The organism is Streptococcus sp. 5346 (genome assembly GCF_013277455.1).
GTDB lineage: Bacteria > Bacillota > Bacilli > Lactobacillales > Streptococcaceae > Streptococcus.
In genome coordinates this window covers 103,965-125,659 of record NZ_VMMY01000001.1, presented here as the reverse complement: position 1 = coordinate 125,659, position 21,695 = coordinate 103,965, and the positions used below count along the sequence as shown (strand labels likewise).

Genomic DNA, 21,695 nt, shown 5'->3' with positions numbered 1-21,695 from the left:
ATGAAAAAAATTGTCTTTACAGGTGGGGGGACGGTTGGACACGTGACCCTCAATCTTTTGTTAATGCCCAAGTTCATCGAAGATGATTGGGAAGTCCACTATATCGGGGACAAGCGTGGTATCGAACACCAAGAAATCCTCAAGTCGGGTTTAGATGTCACTTTCCACTCCATTGCGACTGGGAAATTGCGTCGCTATTTCTCTTGGCAAAATATGCTGGATGTATTTAAAGTTGGCTGGGGAATTGTCCAATCGCTCTTTATCATGTTACGAATTCGTCCACAGGCTCTTTTTTCAAAGGGAGGCTTTGTCTCAGTACCGCCTGTTATCGCAGCGCGTGTGTCAGGAGTGCCTGTCTTTATTCACGAATCGGACCTGTCTATGGGCTTGGCCAATAAAATTGCCTATAAATTTGCGACGAAGATGTATTCAACCTTTGAACAAGCTTCGAGTTTGTCTAAGGTCGAGCATGTGGGAGCAGTGACCAAGGTTTCAGACCAAAAAGGTCCAGAACCGGATGAATTGGTGGATATTCAAACCCACTTTAATCCTAAATTGCCAACTGTATTGTTTGTCGGTGGTTCTGCAGGAGCTCGTGTCTTTAACCAATTGGTGACAGACCATAAGAAAGAACTGACAGAGCGCTACAATATTATCAATCTAACTGGAGATTCTAGTCTGAACGAGTTGAGCCAAAATCTCTTTCGTGTCGACTACGTGACCAATCTCTATCAACCCTTGATGGAATTGGCTGATATTGTTGTGACACGTGGTGGTGCCAATACGATTTTTGAGCTCTTGGCCATGGCAAAATTGCATGTCATTGTGCCACTTGGTCGTGAAGCTAGTCGTGGTGACCAGATTGAAAATGCAGCTTACTTTGTAAAAAAAGGCTATGCAGAAGAGCTTCAAGAAAGCGATTTGACCTTGGATAGTTTGGAAGAGAAGATTTCTCATTTACTAAGCCACAAGGAAGACTACCAAGCTAAGATGAAGGCTTCCAAGGAATTGAAATCTCTAGCAGATTTTTATCAATTGTTGAAAAAAGATTTATCATAAGGAAAGTAAATGTCAAAAGATAAGAAAAATGAGGGCAAAGAAATCCTCGAAGAATTTAAAGAGTTATCAGAATGGCAGAAACGAAACCAAGAATATCTAAAAAAGAAGGCTGAAGAAGAGGCAGCCCTAGCTGAGGAGAAGGAAAAGGAAAGACAAGCTCGAATGGCTTCGAAATCTGAAAAGTCAGATGCAACTGAGGACCAGGAGAGTGAATCTGATCCAAAAGACCCAAAATCAGCTAAGGACGAGTCTGAAGAAAAAGTAGAATCCTCAGAGGGTGACAAAGAGGAAGAAGAGATAGAAGAATCAGGGTCTAAAGAGAGCGAGGAACAGGATAAAAAGCTTGCTAAAAAGGCTCCAAAGGAAAAAGCAGCCAAAGCAAAGATTCCTGGCCTCCATATCTTACGAGGCTTCACGATTTTATTTCCAAGTCTGCTTTTATTGATTGTCTCTGCTTATTTGCTCAGTCCTTATGCGACCATGAAGGATATTCGTGTTGAGGGAACGGTGCAAACTACGGCTGATGATATTCGACAGGCTTCGGGCATTCAGGATTCGGATTATACGATTAATCTTCTGCTAGATAAGGCAAAATATGAAGAGCAGATTAAGTCTAACTATTGGGTTGAATCAGCTCAGCTTGTTTATCAATTTCCAACTAAGTTCACTATCAAGGTCAAGGAATACGATATTGTTGCCTACTATGTTTCTGGTGAAAATCATTATCCTATTCTTTCCAGCGGTCAGCTTGAGACTAGTTCTGTGAGCCTGGTCAGTCTGCCAGAAACTTATTTATCAGTTCTCTTTAATGATAGTGAACAAATCAAGGCTTTTGTCTCAGAACTTGCTCAAATTAGCCCAGAACTCAAGGCTGCTATCCAAAAGGTGGAACTAGCCCCAAGCAAGGTGACTTCCGATTTAATTCGATTGACTATGAATGATTCGGACGAAGTCTTGGTTCCCCTGTCTGAAATGAGTAAGAAATTACCTTACTACAGTAAGATTAAACCTCAATTGTCAGAACCGAGTGTGGTCGATATGGAAGCTGGAATTTACAGTTACACAGTGGCGGATAAATTAATTATGGAGGCTGAGGAAAAAGCCAAACAAGAGGCTAAGGAAGCTGAGAAGAAACAAAAAGAGGAAGAGAAGAAAAGACTGGAAGAACAGCAGAATAAACTAGAAGAGGAAAGGAAAAAGCTGGAGGAAGAGGGCAATCAAAACCAAACGACACGGCGTTCATCACGTCGCTAGGTTTAGCTTTTCTCCTATAGCTCTTTAGTTGCCATGTTTTTACTTGACAAGTGCTAGTAGAAATAATAGAATAATAGAAAACCTTTAAAGCAGTCCAGAGAGGCAGCTAAGGTTAGACGGTGAAAGGGTGGAGACTACCCATTTTTCGTGGAACCTTGCTGTTGGCAGGTTCCTTTTTTCGTGGCTTCTTGTGGCCAGACTCTCTCACTAGCAAAGGTAAAAGGAGAAACCTATGCGAGAACATCGTCCAGTCATTGCTCTTGATTTTCCTAGTTTTGAGGCGGTCAAGGAATTTTTAGCTCTTTTCCCAGCAGAAGAAAGCCTTTATCTCAAGGTAGGGATGGAGCTTTATTACGCAACGGGGCCTGAGATTGTGTCCTATTTAAAAGGTTTGGGTCATAGTGTCTTTTTGGATCTTAAGCTGCATGACATTCCCAATACAGTCAAGTCAGCCATGAAGGTCTTGTCTCAGCTTGGAGTGGATATGACTAATGTTCATGCTGCTGGCGGTGTAGAGATGATGAAGGCTGCGCGTGAAGGTCTGGGGACACAAGCCAAATTGATTGCTGTCACTCAGCTCACATCAACGTCAGAAGCCCAGATGCAGGAGTTTCAAAATATCCAAACTAGCCTGCAAGAGTCTGTCATTCATTATGCTAAGAAAACAGCTGAAGCGGGATTAGATGGTGTCGTTTGCTCGGCTCAGGAAGTGGAAGTCATCAAGCAGGCTACCAATCCAGATTTTATCTGTCTGACACCGGGCATTCGTCCTGCAGGTGCTGCAGTTGGAGATCAAAAACGCGTGATGACGCCAGCGGATGCTTATCAAATCGGTAGTGACTATATCGTAGTGGGACGCCCCATTACTCAAGCTGAAGACCCTGTTGCAGCTTATCATGCTATCAAGGATGAATGGAACCAAGACTAGAATTAAAGAATAGATTAGAAAAACAAAAGGAGAAGACCATGACACTTGCTAAAGATATCGCTAGCCACCTCTTGAAAATTCAAGCAGTTTACCTCAAACCAGAGGAGCCTTTCACTTGGGCATCTGGTATCAAGTCACCCATTTATACGGATAACCGTGTAACTCTTGCCTATCCAGAAACTCGTACTCTCATTGAAAATGGTTTTGTAGATGCTATCAAAGAAGTCTTTCCTGAGGTAGAAGTCATTGCAGGAACTGCAACAGCAGGGATTCCTCACGGAGCCATCATTGCTGACAAGATGAACCTGCCATTTGCCTACATCCGTAGCAAACCAAAAGACCACGGAGCTGGTAATCAAATTGAAGGCCGCGTAGCTCAAGGTCAAAAAATGGTAGTGGTTGAAGACCTTATTTCAACTGGCGGTTCTGTTCTTGAAGCCGTAGCAGCAGCCAAACGCGAAGGAGCAGATGTACTTGGAGTTGTAGCGATTTTCAGCTACCAATTGCCAAAAGCAGATAAGAACTTTGCGGATGCTGGTGTGAAATTGGTGACGCTTTCTAACTATAGTGAACTCATTCACCTAGCTCAAGAAGAAGGCTATATCACACCAGAGGGCCTTGATCTCCTAAAACGCTTTAAAGAAGACCAAGAAAATTGGCAAAATGCTTAAGACATAGAAAATCAGGTAGTCACTAGGATTACCTGATTTCTTTTTGTGATTTCATTAAGTATTATACTCAATGAAAATCAAAGAGCAAACTAGGAAGCTTGTCGCAGGTTGCTCAAAGCACTGCTTTGAGGTTGTAGATAAGACTGACGAAGTCAGTCACATATATAATCCAAGGCGACGCTGACGTGGTTTGAAGAGATTTTCGAAGAGTATTAGTCAACTTTTCCACCTTCAACAACTAGATCATCTGCTTTAGCAGCGTCACCGTAGGTTGGGTGGAGTGTTTTTTCATAGGCCTTGTGGAAGAAGTTTTCCTTACCTAATTTTTCAATATCTTTATTGATGAAGTCTAGCAATTCTTGGTTGCCTTTTTGAACTGCTGCCGCAATGGTATCTGGATTACCGAGGGAAGTAATTCCTACTTCAAATCCTTTATTTTCAAGCGCCCAAGCTAGAACTTCAGTATTGTCAGTAGAGAAGGCATCTCCACGTCCGTCAAGAAGAGCTTGGTAAGAGTCACTGTATTGGTCATATTTTTGGAGTTTAATTTCTGGATGATTCTTTTCAAAATAAGTCTCAGCAGTCGTTCCTTTTGTGACAATTAAGGTTTTACCTTCAAGTTGTTTGACGTCTGTAATGAGAGCAGTCTTAGGTGATACGACACCCAGAGAAACTTTCATATATGGAAGGGCAAAATCAACTTGTTTCTTGCGTTCGTCAGTCACTGTAAAGTTGGCAAGAGTAATATCTACCTTGTTTGAAATCAAGTATTCCGCACGGTTGGCAGCGTCGACTGAAACGTATTTAACCTTGACACCAAGGTCTTGGGCCAGTTGGTTCCCAAGTTCAATATCGTAACCTTGGTAAGAACCGTCATTGTCAACGTAACCAAACGGTTTTTTATCTCCAAACACGGCGACTCGTAGCTCACCGCTTTTTTTGATTTCATCGATTGTGCGAGCCTTGGCAGTGGTTTTGCCAGAGGATGAACCAGCGTTTCCACCTGAGCTACAAGCAGTGACAAAGATAAGGGCAAAGGCAAGTGCCAAAACAGTTAAGAGTGGTTTGAATAGTTTCATAAGAATCTCCTTTATAGATATGAGCCAAATTGGCTAAAGTCAAAGACGTTTAAAAATTCCTGAGCTCGTTTGGTTTGAGGATTGGTAAAGAAGGCTTGAGCCGTTCCTTCTTCAGCAATTTTCCCTTGGTCGAGGAAGATAATCCGATCGGCAATAGCTTGGGCAAACTGCATTTCATGGGTTACTAAAATCATGGTACGGCCTTCTTGGGCCAAATCATTGATAAGTTCTAGAACCTCACGCACCATTTCTGGATCCAGCGAAGCAGTCACTTCGTCAAAAAGGATGATTTCTGGATGCATGAGGAGGGCACGAACAATTGCAACCCGTTGCTTCTGTCCACCAGATAATTGACGGGCAAAGCTATGTTGTTTGTCTAGCAAACCAACACGCTCCAGTAGTAGCAGAGCTTCTTCAGTTACTTCCTTCTTGTCGCGTCCCTGAGCCTGGATAGGACCTAGGATGAGGTTTTGTAGGACATCCAGATGGGGAAAGAGTTCATAACTTTGAAAGACCATGCCAATCTTTTGGCGAACTAGGTGAAAGTCTTTTTTATTTTCAACGATAGACTGACCGTCCAGAAGAATATCTCCACCTTGAATACTTTCTAAGCCGTTGAGACAACGAAGGAGGGTACTTTTCCCACAACCAGAGGGTCCTAGAATGACGACAACTTCCCCTTTTTTGATTTCTAGAGAAAGTCCTTGGAGGATGGGATTGTCTCCGAAGGATTTTTTTAGTTCCTTGATTTCTAAGATAGTTTCAGACATTTAGTTCCTCCAATGTTTTTCTAGGTGTGTGGATAGTTTGGAAATAGGAAAGCAGACTGCGAAATACAAGACCAGAATGGTTCCATAAATCCAGAAGGAAGCAGTTGGGATAGTCAAGCGATTGCTATCGATGATTTGTTGTCCAACCTTGGTCACTTCAACTACCCCAATCAGGACAACCAAGGAAGTCGTTTTAATCATCCGAGTAACAAGATTAATAGCTTGTGGAAGTAATCTTCTCAAGACTTGCGGGATGATGATGTGGTAGTAAAGTTGAATATTGGTCAAGCCCAGTGCCTGTCCACTTTCAAACTGATGTTTAGGGAGGGAAGTGATAGCCCCACGGACTAAGTCCCCCATTTCAGCTGTTCCCCAGAGGGTAAAAACGATAATAGCAGAAGTCTCACCTGAGATATTGATATTAAAGTTTCGAGCCAAGCCAAAGTAAACGATGAAAAGTAGAACAAGCTGGGGCATGATACGGATGAACTCCAGATACAATCGTGTTAAAAATCGTACGATTCTAGAATGGGAGGTCATGATGATTCCCATGACTGTTCCGAACATCATGGATAAGAGGACAGACAGGATGGATATGCCAATCGTAACGCCCAATCCCTGTAAGATTCTCAGGAGATTATTTCCCTGAAAGAGTACTTGGATTCCCGAATCCTGCATGGCGGAGCCTCCTTTCTATCCAGCTAAAGACCAGTGAGATAGGTAGCAACATGATAAGGTAAGCAACTACCAACATAGCAAGCGCAATGTCTGTCTCATAGTAGAGCCCAATCAAATCCTTGGCGACGTACATGAGATCGGCCAAAGCCACTGCTGAGAAAACAGAGGTTTCCTTGATGAGGAAAATGACATTGGCACTAAAAGACGGTAGGGCCACCGCTGTTGCTTGCGGAAGAACCACATAGCGAAAGACCTGTACAGGTGTCAGACCGATAGCCAATCCAATCTCCTGCTGGGTTTGACTGACGGCTTCCAGCCCACTTCGGAAAGATTCTGCCATATAGGAGCCTCCTAAAAAGACCAGTCCTAAAGTGGCACAGACTTCTGAAGATAGGACAATCCCGATTCGGGGAAGTCCGAAGTAGAGAAAGAAGAGTTGAATCAAAAGGGGCGTATTGCGTGACAATTCAATATAGGCTGTCGCTACTTGCGCCAAAACAGGGATGCGGTAATGCCGGATGATACTAACGATTAAGCCGAGCAGAAAGGATCCCAGAATACCCCAAACTGCAATATGCAAGGTTAGAAAGAATGCCTTTTGATATAGTGGTAGATATTGTTCAACAATGGACCAATCCAAAAATAGAACCTCCTATCTAGAAATAATACAGTTATTGTAGCACTTAAAATCTTCTTTGGATAATATCTATTTTTTATTGCCGTTATAAGGATTTTTTATCATAAACATAAAATTTCTGAAATTTCCAAACAAAATATTTGAAAAGTTTTGAAAAAAGAGTTAAGATATTTTTGTAATATACAAAGTAAACGCTTACTTATTAAGGAGGACATTTTATGTCATACAAAACAAGCAATGCAGAAGGCCATGTAGATTTCATCAATACCTATGATTTGGAGCCAATGGCGCAACAAGTTATTCCTAAAGCAGCCTTTGGCTATATCGCTAGTGGGGCGGAAGATACCTTCACTTTACGTGAGAATATTCGCGCCTTTAACCACAAACTCATCGTTCCTCATACACTTTGCAATGTAGAAAATCCAAGTACAGAGATTGAATTTGCAGGTGAAAAATTGTCTTCACCAATCATTATGGCGCCTGTTGCAGCTCATAAATTGGCAAATGAACAGGGTGAAGTGGCTACTGCGCGTGGTGTGCATGAGTTTGGTTCTCTTTATACAACCAGCTCTTACTCTACTGTCGACCTTCCAGAAATTACGGAAGCCCTTCAAGGGACACCTCATTGGTTCCAATTTTACTTTAGTAAGGATGACGGTATCAACCGCCACATCATGGATCGTGTGAAGGCTGAAGGTTATAAGGCGATTGTCTTGACAGCAGATGCTACTGTAGGGGGTAATCGTGAGGTTGATAAGCGTAATGGTTTTGTCTTCCCAGTTGGCATGCCGATTGTTGAAGAATACCTACCAGAAGGTGCTGGTAAATCAATGGACTTTGTTTACAAATCAGCTAAACAACGCTTATCTCCACGTGATGTAGAATTTATCGCTGAATACTCAGGACTTCCTGTTTATGTTAAGGGACCACAATGCCGTGAGGATGTTGAACGTTCGCTTGCTGCGGGAGCTTCTGGTATCTGGGTAACCAACCACGGTGGTCGTCAAATCGACGGTGGACCAGCTGCCTTCGACTCACTTCAAGAAGTAGCAGAAGCAGTTGACAAACGTGTGCCGATTGTCTTTGACTCTGGTGTTCGCCGTGGTCAACACGTCTTTAAAGCCTTGGCTTCAGGAGCAGACTTAGTAGCTATTGGTCGCCCGGTTATCTATGGCTTGGCTCTCGGTGGTAGTATCGGTGTACGTCAAGTCTTTGAACACTTGAATGCGGAATTGAAGACAGTCATGCAGTTGTCTGGAACTCAGACTATTGAAGATGTCAAACACTTCAAGCTTCGTCACAACCCATACAACCCAACTTTCCCAGTTGACCCTCGTGACTTAAAATTGTATTGATAAAACAGCTTGCCTCCACTTGATGTGGAGGTTTTTCTTCGTGTATTGGAAGAATAAATCGCTATCAAAAACTATATAAAGATATTTTTCGGTCAAATATCTTGCTAGGGCTTTCATTTTTTGCTATACTGGTGTAGTAATTAAATAATAGAGACATTTGGGGTGCTTTATGCTGAGATGATACCCATTGAACCTGATACAGTTAATACTGGCGAAGGGAAATGTGAACAGTTTTTTTCGTATGGCGAAATGAACAATCTAATCTTGTAAGCTAAACTCTAATTCTTGATTGTAATTGGAGTTTTTTTGTTTATATAAGCTGGATGAAGGTGATACAAAGCATTTAGGTAGCTCTCACCTTATATGCCCCACTTTTCTTTAAAAAGGTCAAGTAAAACTAGGATTTTCTTGATGTTTTGTTGATTATGAACGAGTAAAGAGAGGAAAAATAAATATGGAAACACAGGTTTATGCATTTCAGCCAGGTTTGACTGTTGGAGAATTATTAAAAAGTAGTCAGAAGGATTGGCAGGCTGCTGTCAATCATCGTTTTGTCAAGGAACTTTTTGCGGGGACAATTGAGAATAAGGTTTTAAAAGACTACCTAATTCAAGATTATCACTTCTTTGATGCCTTCTTATCCATGCTGGGTGCCTGCGTAGCTCACGCAGACCAGCTTGAATCCAAACTTCGTTTTGCCAAGCAACTAGGCTTTCTTGAAGCAGATGAAGATGGTTATTTCCAAAAGGCTTTCAAAGAGTTAAAAGTATCTGAGAATGATTATCTGGAAGTGACCTTGCACCCTGTAACAAAAGCCTTTCAGGATCTTATGTATTCGGCAGTGGCTTCATCAGACTATGCCCATCTTTTGGTCATGCTGGTCATTGCAGAAGGTCTCTATTTAGACTGGGGTTCTAAAGATTTGGCTCTACCTGAAGCCTATATTCATTCGGAATGGATCAATCTCCACAAAGGTCCTTTCTTTGCAGAGTGGGTTCAATTTCTGGTTGACGAACTCAATCGTGTCGGGAAAGGTCGAGAAGATTTGACAGAACTTCAGCAACGCTGGAATCAAGCGGTCGCTTTAGAATTAGCCTTTTTTGATATTGGTTACGAATTATAGGACAAATTCAATCCTTTTATGTAGATTAAAATAAGTAACAAATAAAATATATAAATATATTTTCCAGTCACATATCTTGCTAGGGCTTTCAATTTCTGTTATACTGGTATAGTAATTAAATAATAAAGACATTTGGGGTGCTTTAGGCTGAGATGATACCCATTGAACCTGATACAGTTAAGACTGGCGAAGGGAAATGTGAAATGTTTTTTTCGTATGTCGAAAAGAACGGTCTAATCTTGTAAGCTAAACTCTAATTCTTGATTGTAATTGGAGTTTTTTTGTTTATTAAAAGAGGATAGGCTGGACGTTAAGCCTTTCGGTAGCTCACCTTGTATGCCCCACTTGTCTTTGAAAAAGGAGTTTTTTATGTTGAAAAAATGGCAATTAAAAGATGTTATCTTACTTGCTTTCTTGTCTATCTTTTTTGGTGGCGTTTTTGTGGGTTCAGGTTATCTGTTTGATATCCTCACCCTGATTTTAGCACCTCTTGGTTTACAGGCCTTTGCCAATGAAATCCTCTTTGGACTCTGGTGTATGGCTGCGCCCATTGCTGCCATCTTTGTTCCGAGAGTCGGAAGTGCAACGATTGGAGAAGTGCTAGCTGCGCTTGCTGAAGTCCTTTATGGTAGCCAATTCGGTCTAGGTGCCCTTTTGTCTGGCTTGGTTCAAGGTTTGGGAAGTGAATTTGGTTTTCTCGTAACCAAGAATCGCTATGAAAGTTGGCTCTCTCTAACTGCTAATAGTATTGGGATTACACTTGTTAGCTTTGTCTATGAATACATTAAGTTAGGTTACTATGCCTTCTCCCTTCCTTTTGTTCTTTCCTTACTAGTGGTGCGTTTTATTTCCGTCCTTTTCTTCTGTACTATCTTGGTTCGTGCCATTGTCAAACTTTATCATCAGTTTGCAGCTGGGGGCAAGGCATAGATGGGGCTGGAACTACGAGCGATTCAGTCCCCAATCTTCTCTGAGCCGCTTGATTTTACTTTTCATGCGCAAGCCTTTACCTTGTTAGTTGGGAGCAGTGGTTCTGGAAAATCGAGTCTCTTTCAATTGATTGCCCAAGTCAGTTCTCTTCCCTATAGCGGTCAAGTCCTGATAAATGGGAGCGAGGTCAGTCAGCTTTCTATCATCGAACGTGTCCAGACGGTTGGTATCCTTTTTCAAAATCCCAATCATCAATTTACCATGGAGAACTTGTTTGAGGAGTTGATTTTTACTTTGGAGAATATCGGCCATCCCGTTCAGGAAATTGATTCAAAAATAGCAGAGGTGGTTCGACAATGTCGCTGTGAGAAGATCTTGCACCGTCCAATTCATCACTTATCAGGTGGAGAAAAGCAAAAGGCTGCTTTGGCTGTTCTCTTTGCTATGAATCCTAGGGTCTATCTCTTGGATGAGCCCTTCGCTTCCATTGACCGCAAGAGCAGGATAGAGATATTGGAGATTCTAAAAGAGTTGGTCTCTGATGGGAAGACAGTTATTTTGTGCGACCATGATTTAACGGACTATGAAGCCTATATCGACCATATGGTGGAGCTAAGAGACGGACAACTAAGGGAAATAAATCAACTCCCTACCTCTGAGATGACACAGGTTGCTTCAAAGGAAGTTGCTTCTAGCCCAGAACTATTCCATATGGATGGAACGACTTGTGAGCTGGATAAGCGTCCCCTCTTTTCGATTGCTGATTTTACATTTTACCAAGGAATTTGCTGTATTTTGGGTGATAATGGTGTCGGGAAATCAACCCTCTTTCGGTCTATTCTTCAATTTCAAAAGTATAAGGGGCGCATTACCTGGAAGGGGACAGTCCTGAAAAAGAAAAAGAGTTTGTATCGTGACCTGACGGGTGTTGTTCAGGAAGCTGAAAAGCAGTTTATTAGAGCCAGTCTGCGAGAAGAGCTTCAATTAGATGGACCTGATTCTGAAAGAAATCAGCGGATACTCCAAGCTTTACGATATTTTGATTTGGAGCAGGCACTCGATAAGAGTCCCTATCAATTAAGTGGTGGTCAGCAAAAGATTCTACAGCTCTTGACCATCTTGACTAGCAAGGCTTCTGTGATCTTGCTAGATGAACCTTTTGCTGGTTTGGATGATAGAGCTTGCTATTATTTTTGTCAGTGGATTGTGGAGGACAGAAATCAAGGAAGAAGTTTTCTAATCATTAGCCATCGTTTGAATCCCTTGATCTCTGTGGTTGATTATTGGATTGAGATGACTAGTCAGGGTCTCAGTCATGTGAAAGAAGTAACCATTACCAAACCTCTCCCATCTCTGAACAATGATACTCAAGGGGAGGTGAGATAGTATGGTCAAAGTAGCAACCCAGACACCGATTATCAGTCTCTTCTTGCTGATTTTATCCTTGGAAACATCTTTCATTCCTTCGATTGCTCTGAATCTTTCGGTAGTCGCATTTTGTATTCTCTTTATGCTCTATTACCGTCGATTTAAGATATTGGCTTGGATGATTCTGCTCGCCATTTTGCCATCCTTTGCCAACTACTGGGCAGTTCAGTTACATGGAGATGCTTCGCAGGCAGTCATGCTTGGAACGAGGGCTTTTGTGACCGTTTGTATTGGTCTTGTCTTTGTTTCCTCTATTTCCCTAAAAGAGCTTCTCTTGTACTTGGCTCAAAAGGGGTTATCACGCTCTTGGGCCTATGCCTTGATTGTGGTATTCAATTCCTTCCCCCTTATTCAGCAAGAAATCAAGTCCCTCAAGGAAGCTTGCCTATTACGCGGTCAAGAACTACATTTTTGGTCGCCCTTGATTTATAGCAAGGTTCTGATGACAGTCTTTAGATGGCGCCATCTTTACCTGAGAGCCCTATCGGCACATGGATATGACGAACATGCACAGGTGGAGAATCGCTATCGGACTTTTTATATTCCTCAAAGGACAATATTCATCTACCTGCTGTTCTTTTTATTGCTTCAAACCAGTCTATTTTTATAAAGGAGTTATTATGGAATTTACAGATATTGCGATGGAATTATCCAAGGAAGCTTGGCAGGCTTCCTTTCATCATCCCTTTGTTTTACAGTTGCAAGAGGGAAATTTAGACCTGTCCATCTTTCGCTATTACTTGATTCAGGATGCCTACTATTTGAAGGCCTTCTCAGAAGCCTATCACCTCTTGGCTGATAAGACTTCAAACCAAGAGATGAAAAGACTCTTGAAACAGAATGCTCAGAGTTTAGTGGAGGGTGAATTATTTATACGCCAACAATTTTTCAAGGAATTGGAAATCAGCGATCAGGAAATGGAGCAACATCCAATCGCTCCCACCTGCTATCATTATATCTCGCACATTTATCGGCAATTTGCAGAGCCAAACTTGGGTATTGCTTTTGCGAGCTTGCTGCCTTGTCCTTGGCTATATCATGATATAGGCAAATCACTTAATCTTAAACCATCACCAAATCCTCTCTACCAACAATGGATTGAAACGTATATTACAGATGAGTTAGAGCAGCAGATCAGAGAGGAAGAGGCTCTGATCAATCAACTCTATCGAGAAAGTGATGAGACAGACAGAAACAAAATGCTAGATGCCTTCCACATCAGTGTTCACATGGAAGCCAAGTTTTGGCAAATGGCCTACCAACACCAGACATGGAAGAGCGATTTACAGTCTTTAGAAACAGGAGAAGAATAGAAATATGAGAAAGCACCAATTACAAGTTCACAAATTAACCATTTTATCCATGATGATTGCCCTTGATGTAGTCCTTACGCCTATCTTTCGGATTGAGGGAATGGCACCGATGTCCAGTGTAGTCAATATTCTAGCAGGAATCATGATGGGACCTGTTTATGCTTTGGTTATGGCTACAGTGACAGCTTTTATCCGTATGACGACTCAAGGGATTCCGCCTTTAGCTCTTACAGGAGCGACTTTTGGAGCCCTTCTGGCAGGTCTCTTTTATAAGTACGGTCGAAAATTTTACTTTTCTGCCTTGGGAGAAATTTTGGGAACAGGTATTATTGGTTCTATTGTTTCCTATCCTGTCATGGTTCTCTTTACGGGATCTGCGGCCAAGCTCAGCTGGTTTATCTACACTCCTCGATTTTTCGGAGCAACCTTGATTGGTACAGCGATTTCCTTTATTGCCTTTCGATTTTTAATCAAGCAGGAATTCTTTAAAAAAGTGCAGGGATATTTCTTTGATGAAAGGATAGACTGATGCAGGCATTTATAAATCCTTTTCCTCTGGGAACAACTTCCCTCATTCACTGCATTACCAATGAGATTTCTTGTGAGATGCTGGCAAATGGGATTTTGGCTCTGGGATGTAAACCAGTTATGGCAGATGATTCCCGTGAGGTTCTTGATTTTACTAAGCAAAGCCAGGCACTCTTCATCAATTTGGGGCATTTGTCAGCTGAGAAGGAAAAAGCAATCCGTATAGCAGCTTCTTATGCAGTTCAAGTTTCTCTTCCAATGGTAGTAGATGCGGTTGGCGTAACAGCTTCATCCATTCGTAAGAGCTTAGTTAAAGACCTTTTAGACTATAGACCTACGGTCCTTAAAGGAAACATGTCGGAAATTCGAAGTCTTGTTGGCTTAAAGCACCACGGCGTTGGGGTCGATGCGAGTGCTAAAGATCAAGAAACTGAGGATTTACTTCAAGTCTTGAAAGACTGTTGTCAGACCTATCCAGGTATGTCATTCTTAGTCACTGGCCCCAAGGACCTCATCGTTTCAAAGAATCAGGTTGCTGTATTGGGAAATGGCTGTATAGAATTAGACTGGATAACAGGGACAGGAGACTTGGTTGGAGCTTTAACAGCTGTTTTTCTCAGCCAAGGAAAGACTGGCTTTGAAGCTTCTTGCTTAGCGGTCTCTTATCTTAATATCTCCGCTGAGAGAATCGTTGTTCAAGGAATGGGATTGGAAGATTTTCGATACCAAGTTCTCAATCAACTCTCTCTCCTAAAAAGAGATGAAAACTGGCTAGATGCTATCAAAGGAGATGTTTATGAATAGAGAGGCGCTTAGACTGTATCTAGTAACCAATCGCTACCAAGATTCCTTGGAAAGTTTTCTTGAAAAGATTGAGACGGCTTGCCGTTCAGGGGTTACCATAGTCCAATTGCGAGAAAAAAATATTACAACCAATCAATATTATCAACTGGCAAAACAAGTCAAGGAAATAACAGATGCCTATCAGGTACCCTTGATAATCGATGATCGTTTGGATGTTTGTCTTGCGGTTGATGCTGCTGGTCTGCATATCGGAGACGATGAACTACCAGTTTCGGTTGCCCGACAAGTCTTGGGCCCTGAAAAAATCCTCGGTGTCACAGCTAAAACAGTAAAAAGAGCCCTAGAGGCAGAAGAAGGGGGAGCAGATTACTTGGGGACAGGAGCCATTTTCCCGACTACGACCAAGGAAAATGCACCTATCACCCTGATTTCAACCTTGAAAACAATTTGCCAAAGGGTCGCTATTCCAGTAGTTGCCATTGGCGGCTTGACATCAGAGAATATTGACCAACTTATCGGCACGGGTATAGCTGGTGTAGCTGTAGTGCGTGATTTGATGCAGGCAGAAGATATAGAGGCAAAAACACAAGCTTTTTTAACAAAGTTGGATGACATTATTTTCTAATTAATACTCAATGAAAATCAAAGAGCAAACTAGGAAGCTAGTTGCAGGTTGCTCAAAGCACAGCTTTGAAGTTGCAGATAAAGCTGACATGGTTTGAAGAGATTTTCGAAGACTATAAAAACTCTCTAATTCCCTTAAAGTGGGAACTAGAGAGTTTTTTTAATCTTTAAAGCTTGTATGGTTGACTGGGCCAGAACCATGACCGAGTTGAGGGGCGTCTTGGATGGCTTTCGTGATAAAGGCCTTGGCCTTATCAACTGCCTGATAAAGGCTTTTTCCCTTGGCTAGTTCAGCAGTAATCACTGCAGCAAAGGTACATCCAGTACCATGTGTATGACAGGTTTGAATTCGTGGACTTTCCCAGACAAATTGGTCATCCTTGGTAAAGAGGAAATCCTTGGCACCGCCTTCGAGATGCCCACCTTTGATTACCACAGACTGAGGACCAAATTCTTTTAAAATCAGGCGACCAGCACGCTGCATGTCTTCGGGGTCATGGATTGAAAAACCAACAATCTCTTCTGCCTCAGGAAGATTTGGCGTAATAATAGTTGCTAGAGGTAGTAAGTTTGTTTTGAGATAGTCTCTAGCACTTGAGTCGATCAAGGCATCTCCACTTGTAGCAACCATAACAGGATCAAGGACATAGGGACAATCCAGTTTTTTAAGATAGGGCTGGATGATTTCCATGATGTCAGTAGTTGCCAACATCCCAGTTTTAACAGCCTGAGGCTTGATATCCGAAAAGACACTCTCCAATTGGGCTTTTAACATTTGAGGAGAAACGTGCTCGATTAATTGAACACCTCTGGTATTTTGAGCGACAAGACTGGTCACAACGGCCATTCCATAGACATCTCTAGCTTGGAACGACTTTAAATCAGCCATAATGCCAGCACCACCACTAGGGTCAGTCCCTGCAATGGTCAAAGCAACGGGTAAATAAGTCATCTAAAACCTCCCAACCAACTGAAGTTTGTATTCTTAAGAACAAGCTGGTCTGTTTTAGAAAGGTAATAGAAGACTGCTAGTCTCCATTACCATTTCCACTTCCATCAGCTAGCATTACCTAGATTGAGTCAAAGGGTCTAACAGTCGTTAATCTCAGCTTTACGCACCCCTAGTGGTTGTTTTCTTTTTTCTTTAGTATAGCATATTTTTATAGTTTATATAGTAAAAATTGACTGCAAATCTCTCGTTACATAATTAGAATTCTATTTTTCGAAAAAATAATAAAAATTATAGTTGACAAATGTAGATTTTAAAGGTATACTGATAATTGTAATCGACAAATGTAGATTTAGGAGGTGTGATGATGCAGATTTCAGATGCAGAATGGCAGGTCATGAAGATTATTTGGATGCAAGGAGAGCAGACCAGTACGGATTTGATCAGGGTTCTGGCGGAGCGGTTCGACTGGTCAAAGTCAACCATTCAAACTCTTTTGGCTCGTTTGGTTGAGAAAGAGTGTCTGACAAGGAAAAAAGAAGGCAAGTTCTTTGTCTATTCAGCCCTTTTATCTTTGGACCAAAGTCGGGATTTACTTGTCCAAGATATCAAGGACAAGGTTTGTTCTCGTAGGATTAAGAACTTGTTGGCTGATTTGATTACTGAATGTGATTTTACTCAGGCTGACTTGGAAGACTTGGAAGCTGTGATTTCTGAGAAGAAATCAAGCGCTGTAACAAAAGTAAAATGTAATTGTATGTAAAGGAGACGTCATGTTAAATAGTATTGTAACCATTATTTGTATTGCCCTTATCGCCTTTATCTTGTTCTGGTTTTTCAAAAAGCCTGAAAAATCTGGACAAAAGGCCCAGCAAAAAAAGGGATACCAAGAGATTCGAGTGGAAGTCATGGGGGGATATACGCCTGAGTTGATTATCCTTAAGAAATCAGTGCCAGCTCGCATTGTCTTTGACCGCAAGGATCCTTCACCATGTCTGGATCAAATTGTTTTTCCAGATTTTGGTGTACATGCGGACCTGCCTATGGGGGAAGAGTATATAGTGGAAATCACGCCTGAGCAGGCTGGAGAGTATGGTTTCTCTTGTGGCATGAATATGATGCACGGCAAGATGATTGTAGAATAGGAGAATGATATGACTGAAATTGTAAAAGCAAATCTTGAAAATGGTGTTCAAAAAATCCGTATCACGGCAGACAAAGGCTACCATCCAGCCCATATCCAGCTTCAAAAAGGGATTCCAGCTGAGATTACCTTTCATCGAGCAACTCCTTCAAACTGTTACAAGGAAATTCTGTTTGAAGAAGAAGGCATCTTGGAACCAATCGGCGTAGATGAGGAGAAAGTCATTCGTTTTACACCTCAAGAATTAGGTCAACATGAATTTTCTTGTGGCATGAAGATGCAAAAAGGAAGCTATACAGTCGTTGAGAAGACTCGAAAATCTCTATCACTTTTACAGCGTTTTTGGATTACCAGTATCTTTACTGTGCCTCTTGTGATTCTCATGATTGGGATGTCGACAGGAGGAATTAGTCACCAAGTCATGCGTTGGGGAACCTTTTTAGCCACAACACCGATTATGCTAGTAGCAGGTGGTCCTTATATCCAAAGTGCTTGGGCTAGTTTTAAAAAGCACAATGCCAACATGGATACCTTGGTTGCTCTGGGAACCCTAGTGGCCTATTTCTATAGCTTAGTTGCCCTCTTCGCTGGTCTCCCCGTTTACTTTGAAAGTGCTGCATTTATCTTCTTCTTCGTTCTTATGGGAGCCGTTTTTGAGGAGAAAATGCGGAAAAATACTTCCCAAGCTGTGGAGAAATTACTTGACTTGCAGGCTAAAACTGCAGAAGTCTTGCGTGAGGATAACTATGTTCAAGTCCCTTTGGAGCAAGTCAAGGTAGGTGACCTGATTCGAGTGCGTCCCGGTGAAAAGATTGCGGTTGATGGTGTCGTAGTAGAAGGTATCTCTAGTATTGATGAGTCTATGGTGACAGGTGAGAGTCTGCCTGTGGACAAGACAGTTGGAGATACCGTCATTGGTTCAACCATCAATAATAGTGGAACACTTGTTTTTAGAGCAGAAAAAGTTGGTTCAGAGACTGTTTTGGCTCAGATTGTGGATTTTGTGAAGAAAGCTCAGACAAGTCGTGCGCCGATTCAGGACTTGACGGATAAGATTTCAGGGATTTTTGTCCCAGCAGTTGTCATTTTAGGGATTGTGACCTTTTGGGTTTGGTTCGTCTTGCTCAGGGATAGTGTAGTCGTGCTTGGAGCTAGCTTTGTGTCTTCGCTTCTCTATGGAGTAGCAGTTCTGATTATTGCCTGCCCTTGTGCCTTGGGACTTGCAACACCAACAGCCCTTATGGTGGGGACAGGACGCAGTGCCAAGATGGGAGTTCTCCTCAAAAATGGAACGGTTCTACAGGAAATCCAGAAAGTCCAAACTATTGTTTTTGATAAGACAGGAACTTTGACGGAAGGGAAACCTGTGGTAACAGATGTCATCGGCAACGAAGCAGAAGTGCTTGGATTGGCAGCTTCCTTGGAAGAAGCTTCTCAACACCCACTGGCTGAGGCTATCGTTAAGCGAGCGACTGAAACTGGACTTGAGTTTCAAACTGTTGAAAATTTCCAAGCCTTGCACGGAAAAGGTGTCTCAGGGCAAATCAATGGAAAACAAGTTCTGCTTGGAAATGCTAAAATGCTGGATGGCATGAACATTTCTAGCACTTATCAAGATAAACTAGAAGAACTGGAAAAAGAAGCTAAGACAGTTGTGTTCTTGGCTGTTGACAATGAAATCAAAGGCTTGCTTGCTTTGCAAGATATTCCTAAGGAAAATGCTAAGCTTGCCATCAGTCAGTTGAAAAAACGAGGTCTTAAAACAGTCATGCTGACAGGAGACAATGCAGGTGTGGCGCGTGCTATTGCAGATCAAATCGGAATCGAAGAGGTCATTGCAGGTGTCTTGCCAGAAGAAAAAGCCAACGAAATCCATAAACTACAAGCGGCTGGCAAAGTAGCCTTTGTTGGGGACGGTATCAATGATGCTCCTGCCCTCAGTGTAGCTGATGTGGGGATTGCCATGGGAGCTGGAACAGATATCGCCATCGAGTCAGCAGATTTGGTGTTGACAACCAATAATCTCCTAGGCGTGGTGCGAGCCTTTGATATGAGTAAGAAAACCTTTAATCGTATTCTGCTCAATCTTTTCTGGGCCTTTATCTACAATGTCGTAGGAATTCCGATTGCAGCAGGAGTCTTTTCTGGTGTTGGACTGGCGCTCAATCCAGAATTGGCAGGTCTAGCCATGGCCTTTAGTTCTGTATCCGTTCTGACCAGTTCCCTTCTGCTAAACTTTAGTAAAATAGATTAAAAGCGAGCTTGCTCGCTTTTTATACTCTTCGAAAATCTCTTCAAACCACGTCAACGTCGCCTTGCCGTAGATATATGTAACTGACTCCGTCAGTTCTATCCACAACCTCAAAGCTGTGCTTTGAGCAACCTGCGGCTAGCTTTCTAATTTGTTCTTTGATTTTCATTGAGTATTATAAAACAGAAACTAAAAACGTTTTCAAACTGTACTGTAATAGAGAATAGAAGCTTCTGAGCAGATTCTTAGTAAAGTCGAACTAAATGTGGTAAATTAGTAATGTAAAAATTTACTGAAACGTTTTCAAAAACTATATGAAACCTTTTTTAGTAGATTTAAAAATATTTGAAGGAGAGTTATCACTATGACTCAAGGGAAAATTACTGCATCTGCAGCAATGCTTAACGTATTGAAAACATGGGGCGTAGATACAATCTACGGTATCCCATCAGGAACACTCAGCTCATTGATGGACGCTTTGGCTGAAGAAAAAGATATCCGCTTCTTGCAAGTTCGCCACGAAGAAACAGGTGCTCTTGCAGCGGTTATGCAAGCTAAATTCGGTGGCTCAATCGGGGTTGCAGTTGGTTCAGGTGGTCCAGGTGCGACTCACTTGATTAACGGTGTTTACGATGCAGCTATGGATAACACTCCATTCCTAGCGATCCTTGGATCACGTCCAGTTAACGAATTGAACATGGATGCTTTCCAAGAATTGAACCAAAACCCAATGTACAACGGCATCGCTGTATACAACAAACGTGTAGCTTACGCTGAGCAATTGCCAAAAGTAATCGACGAAGCTTGCCGTGCTGCAGTTTCTAAAAAAGGTCCAGCTGTTGTTGAAATCCCAGTAAACTTTGGTTTCCAAGAAATCGACGAAAACTCATACTATGGATCAGGTTCATACGAACGCTCATTCATCGCTCCTGCTTTGAACGAAGTTGAAATCGACAAAGCTGTTGAAATCTTGAACAATGCTGAACGTCCAGTTATCTATGCTGGTTACGGTGGTGTTAAAGCTGGTGAAGTGATTACTGAATTGTCACGTAAAATCAAAGCACCAATCATCACAACTGGTAAAAACTTTGAAGCCTTCGAATGGAACTATGAAGGTTTGACAGGTTCTGCTTACCGTGTTGGTTGGAAACCAGCTAACGAAGTGGTCTTTGAAGCAGACACAGTTCTTTTCCTTGGTTCAAACTTCCCATTTGCTGAAGTTTACGAAGCATTCAAGAACACTGAAAAATTCATCCAAGTTGATATTGACCCTTACAAACTTGGTAAACGTCACGCCCTTGACGCTTCAATCCTTGGTGACGCAGGTCAAGCAGCTAAAGCTATCCTTGACAAAGTGAACCCAGTTGAATCTACTCCATGGTGGCGTGCAAACGTGAAGAATAACCAAAACTGGCGTGATTACATGAACAAAATCGAAGGTAAAACTGAGGGTGAATTGCAATTGTATCAAGTTTACAATGCAATCAACAAACATGCTGATCAAGACGCTATCTACTCAATCGACGTAGGTGACACTACTCAAACATCTACTCGTCACCTTCACATGACACCTAAGAACATGTGGCGTACATCTCCACTCTTTGCGACAATGGGTATTGCCCTTCCTGGTGGTATCGCTGCTAAGAAAGACAATCCAGATCGCCAAGTATGGAACATCATGGGTGACGGTGCATTCAACATGTGCTACCCAGACGTTATCACAAACGTTCAATACGACCTTCCAGTTATCAACGTTGTCTTCTCAAATGGTAAATATGCCTTCATCAAGGACAAATACGAAGACACAAACAAACACTTGTTTGGTTGTGACTTCCCTAATGCTGACTATGCGAAAATCGCTGAAGCTCAAGGAGCTGTTGGATTTACAGTTGACCGTATCGAAGACATCGATGCAGTTGTTGCAGAAGCTGTTAAATTGAGCAAAGAAGGTAAAACTGTTGTTATCGATGCTCGCATCACTCCACACCGTCCACTTCCAGTAGAAGTGCTTGAATTGGATCCAAAACTTCACTCAGAAGAAGCAATCAAAGCTTTCAAGGAAAAATACGAAGCAGAAGAACTCGTACCATTCCGCCTCTTCTTGGAAGAAGAAGGATTGCAATCACGCGCAATTAAATAATTCCTTCGTGGAACTTAAAAAGATCGGAGC

22 protein-coding genes and 3 riboswitches are annotated in these 21,695 nt (G+C 42.0%); of the genes, 17 read left to right on the top strand and 5 right to left on the bottom strand.

What is annotated here, in order from left to right; all coding sequences use genetic code 11:
* The 4 genes from HT732_RS00635 (at position 1) to pyrE (ending at position 3,912) form a co-directional block, all read left to right on the top strand.
* Positions 1–1,059, top strand: coding sequence for a UDP-N-acetylglucosamine--N-acetylmuramyl-(pentapeptide) pyrophosphoryl-undecaprenol N-acetylglucosamine transferase (locus HT732_RS00635; protein WP_173253630.1), 1,059 nt, complete (start codon positions 1–3; stop codon positions 1,057–1,059).
* Positions 1,060–1,068: 9 nt separating this feature from the next.
* Entirely contained in the window at positions 1,069–2,313 is a 1,245-nt protein-coding gene (locus HT732_RS00630; protein WP_173253629.1) for a cell division protein FtsQ/DivIB, read from the top strand.
* 232 nt (positions 2,314–2,545) lie between these two features.
* The gene (gene pyrF / locus HT732_RS00625; protein ID WP_173253628.1) at positions 2,546–3,241 is read left to right on the top strand and encodes an orotidine-5'-phosphate decarboxylase; all 696 of its coding nucleotides are present in this window, start codon (positions 2,546–2,548) and stop codon (positions 3,239–3,241) included.
* Positions 3,242–3,279: 38 nt separating this feature from the next.
* Positions 3,280–3,912, top strand: a complete 633-nt coding sequence (gene pyrE / locus HT732_RS00620) for an orotate phosphoribosyltransferase (protein ID WP_049524119.1) — start codon at positions 3,280–3,282, stop codon at positions 3,910–3,912.
* 212 nt (positions 3,913–4,124) lie between these two features.
* Here pyrE and HT732_RS00615 read toward each other — a convergent pair whose 3' ends face one another.
* The 4 genes from HT732_RS00615 to HT732_RS00600 are packed head-to-tail and all read right to left on the bottom strand — an operon-like array spanning position 4,125 to position 7,079.
* Entirely contained in the window at positions 4,125–4,991 is an 867-nt protein-coding gene (locus tag HT732_RS00615) for a cysteine ABC transporter substrate-binding protein (protein ID WP_049524548.1), read from the bottom strand.
* 11 nt (positions 4,992–5,002) lie between these two features.
* Positions 5,003–5,761 carry an amino acid ABC transporter ATP-binding protein gene (locus tag HT732_RS00610; RefSeq protein WP_173253627.1) on the bottom strand — a complete coding sequence of 253 codons (759 nt, stop codon included), beginning with the start codon at positions 5,759–5,761 and terminating at the stop codon, positions 5,003–5,005.
* Positions 5,762–6,439, bottom strand: coding sequence for an amino acid ABC transporter permease (locus HT732_RS00605; protein WP_173253626.1), 678 nt, complete (start codon positions 6,437–6,439; stop codon positions 5,762–5,764). It lies immediately after the preceding gene.
* A complete protein-coding gene (locus HT732_RS00600; RefSeq protein ID WP_173253625.1) occupies positions 6,399–7,079 on the bottom strand; it encodes an amino acid ABC transporter permease in 681 nt (226 codons plus the stop codon). The genes HT732_RS00605 and HT732_RS00600 overlap by 41 nt, the downstream gene beginning before the upstream one ends.
* Before the next feature lie 215 nt (positions 7,080–7,294).
* Here HT732_RS00600 and lctO point away from each other — a divergent pair, with 215 nt between their 5' ends.
* From lctO to thiE, 9 genes are all read left to right on the top strand, one after another.
* A complete protein-coding gene (lctO, locus tag HT732_RS00595) occupies positions 7,295–8,431 on the top strand; it encodes an L-lactate oxidase (protein ID WP_173253624.1) in 1,137 nt (378 codons plus the stop codon).
* 148 nt (positions 8,432–8,579) lie between these two features.
* Positions 8,580–8,668: riboswitch (TPP riboswitch) on the top strand.
* 217 nt (positions 8,669–8,885) lie between these two features.
* Positions 8,886–9,554, top strand: a complete 669-nt coding sequence (locus HT732_RS00590) for a TenA family protein (RefSeq protein ID WP_173253623.1) — start codon at positions 8,886–8,888, stop codon at positions 9,552–9,554.
* Positions 9,555–9,677: 123 nt separating this feature from the next.
* A riboswitch (TPP riboswitch) is annotated at positions 9,678–9,766 on the top strand.
* Positions 9,767–9,923: 157 nt separating this feature from the next.
* Positions 9,924–10,484 (top strand): ECF transporter S component, encoded by a 561-nt coding sequence (locus HT732_RS00585; RefSeq protein ID WP_045590764.1) that lies wholly within the window; start codon positions 9,924–9,926, stop codon positions 10,482–10,484.
* A complete protein-coding gene (locus HT732_RS00580; protein WP_173253622.1) occupies positions 10,485–11,870 on the top strand; it encodes an ABC transporter ATP-binding protein in 1,386 nt (461 codons plus the stop codon). It begins immediately after the preceding gene.
* Position 11,871: 1 nt separating this feature from the next.
* The gene (locus HT732_RS00575) at positions 11,872–12,522 is read left to right on the top strand and encodes an energy-coupling factor transporter transmembrane component T (RefSeq protein ID WP_173253621.1); all 651 of its coding nucleotides are present in this window, start codon (positions 11,872–11,874) and stop codon (positions 12,520–12,522) included.
* 10 nt (positions 12,523–12,532) lie between these two features.
* Positions 12,533–13,225 carry a thiaminase II gene (tenA, locus tag HT732_RS00570; RefSeq protein ID WP_173253620.1) on the top strand — a complete coding sequence of 231 codons (693 nt, stop codon included), beginning with the start codon at positions 12,533–12,535 and terminating at the stop codon, positions 13,223–13,225.
* A 4-nt stretch (positions 13,226–13,229) separates the two neighbouring features.
* Entirely contained in the window at positions 13,230–13,754 is a 525-nt protein-coding gene (thiW, locus tag HT732_RS00565; RefSeq protein ID WP_125409352.1) for an energy coupling factor transporter S component ThiW, read from the top strand.
* Positions 13,754–14,557 carry a hydroxyethylthiazole kinase gene (locus HT732_RS00560; RefSeq protein ID WP_173253619.1) on the top strand — a complete coding sequence of 268 codons (804 nt, stop codon included), beginning with the start codon at positions 13,754–13,756 and terminating at the stop codon, positions 14,555–14,557. The genes thiW and HT732_RS00560 overlap by 1 nt, the downstream gene beginning before the upstream one ends.
* Positions 14,550–15,182 (top strand): thiamine phosphate synthase, encoded by a 633-nt coding sequence (thiE, locus tag HT732_RS00555; protein ID WP_173253618.1) that lies wholly within the window; start codon positions 14,550–14,552, stop codon positions 15,180–15,182. The genes HT732_RS00560 and thiE overlap by 8 nt, the downstream gene beginning before the upstream one ends.
* A 159-nt stretch (positions 15,183–15,341) precedes the next feature.
* On the opposite strand, the gene thiD is transcribed toward thiE, so the two are convergent.
* Positions 15,342–16,133, bottom strand: a complete 792-nt coding sequence (gene thiD / locus HT732_RS00550; protein WP_173253617.1) for a bifunctional hydroxymethylpyrimidine kinase/phosphomethylpyrimidine kinase — start codon at positions 16,131–16,133, stop codon at positions 15,342–15,344.
* 83 nt (positions 16,134–16,216) lie between these two features.
* Positions 16,217–16,314, bottom strand: a riboswitch (TPP riboswitch).
* 183 nt (positions 16,315–16,497) lie between these two features.
* Here thiD and HT732_RS00545 point away from each other — a divergent pair.
* From HT732_RS00545 to spxB, 4 genes are all read left to right on the top strand, one after another.
* Positions 16,498–16,893 (top strand): CopY/TcrY family copper transport repressor, encoded by a 396-nt coding sequence (locus tag HT732_RS00545; protein ID WP_173253680.1) that lies wholly within the window; start codon positions 16,498–16,500, stop codon positions 16,891–16,893.
* 10 nt (positions 16,894–16,903) lie between these two features.
* On the top strand, positions 16,904–17,275 hold the full coding sequence (locus HT732_RS00540) for a cupredoxin domain-containing protein (protein ID WP_000935054.1): 372 nt from the start codon (positions 16,904–16,906) through the stop codon (positions 17,273–17,275).
* A 9-nt stretch (positions 17,276–17,284) separates the two neighbouring features.
* Positions 17,285–19,528 carry a heavy metal translocating P-type ATPase gene (locus tag HT732_RS00535; RefSeq protein WP_173253616.1) on the top strand — a complete coding sequence of 748 codons (2,244 nt, stop codon included), beginning with the start codon at positions 17,285–17,287 and terminating at the stop codon, positions 19,526–19,528.
* A 361-nt stretch (positions 19,529–19,889) separates the two neighbouring features.
* On the top strand, positions 19,890–21,665 hold the full coding sequence (gene spxB / locus HT732_RS00530) for a pyruvate oxidase (RefSeq protein WP_173253615.1): 1,776 nt from the start codon (positions 19,890–19,892) through the stop codon (positions 21,663–21,665).
* Positions 21,666–21,695 lie beyond the last annotated feature (30 nt).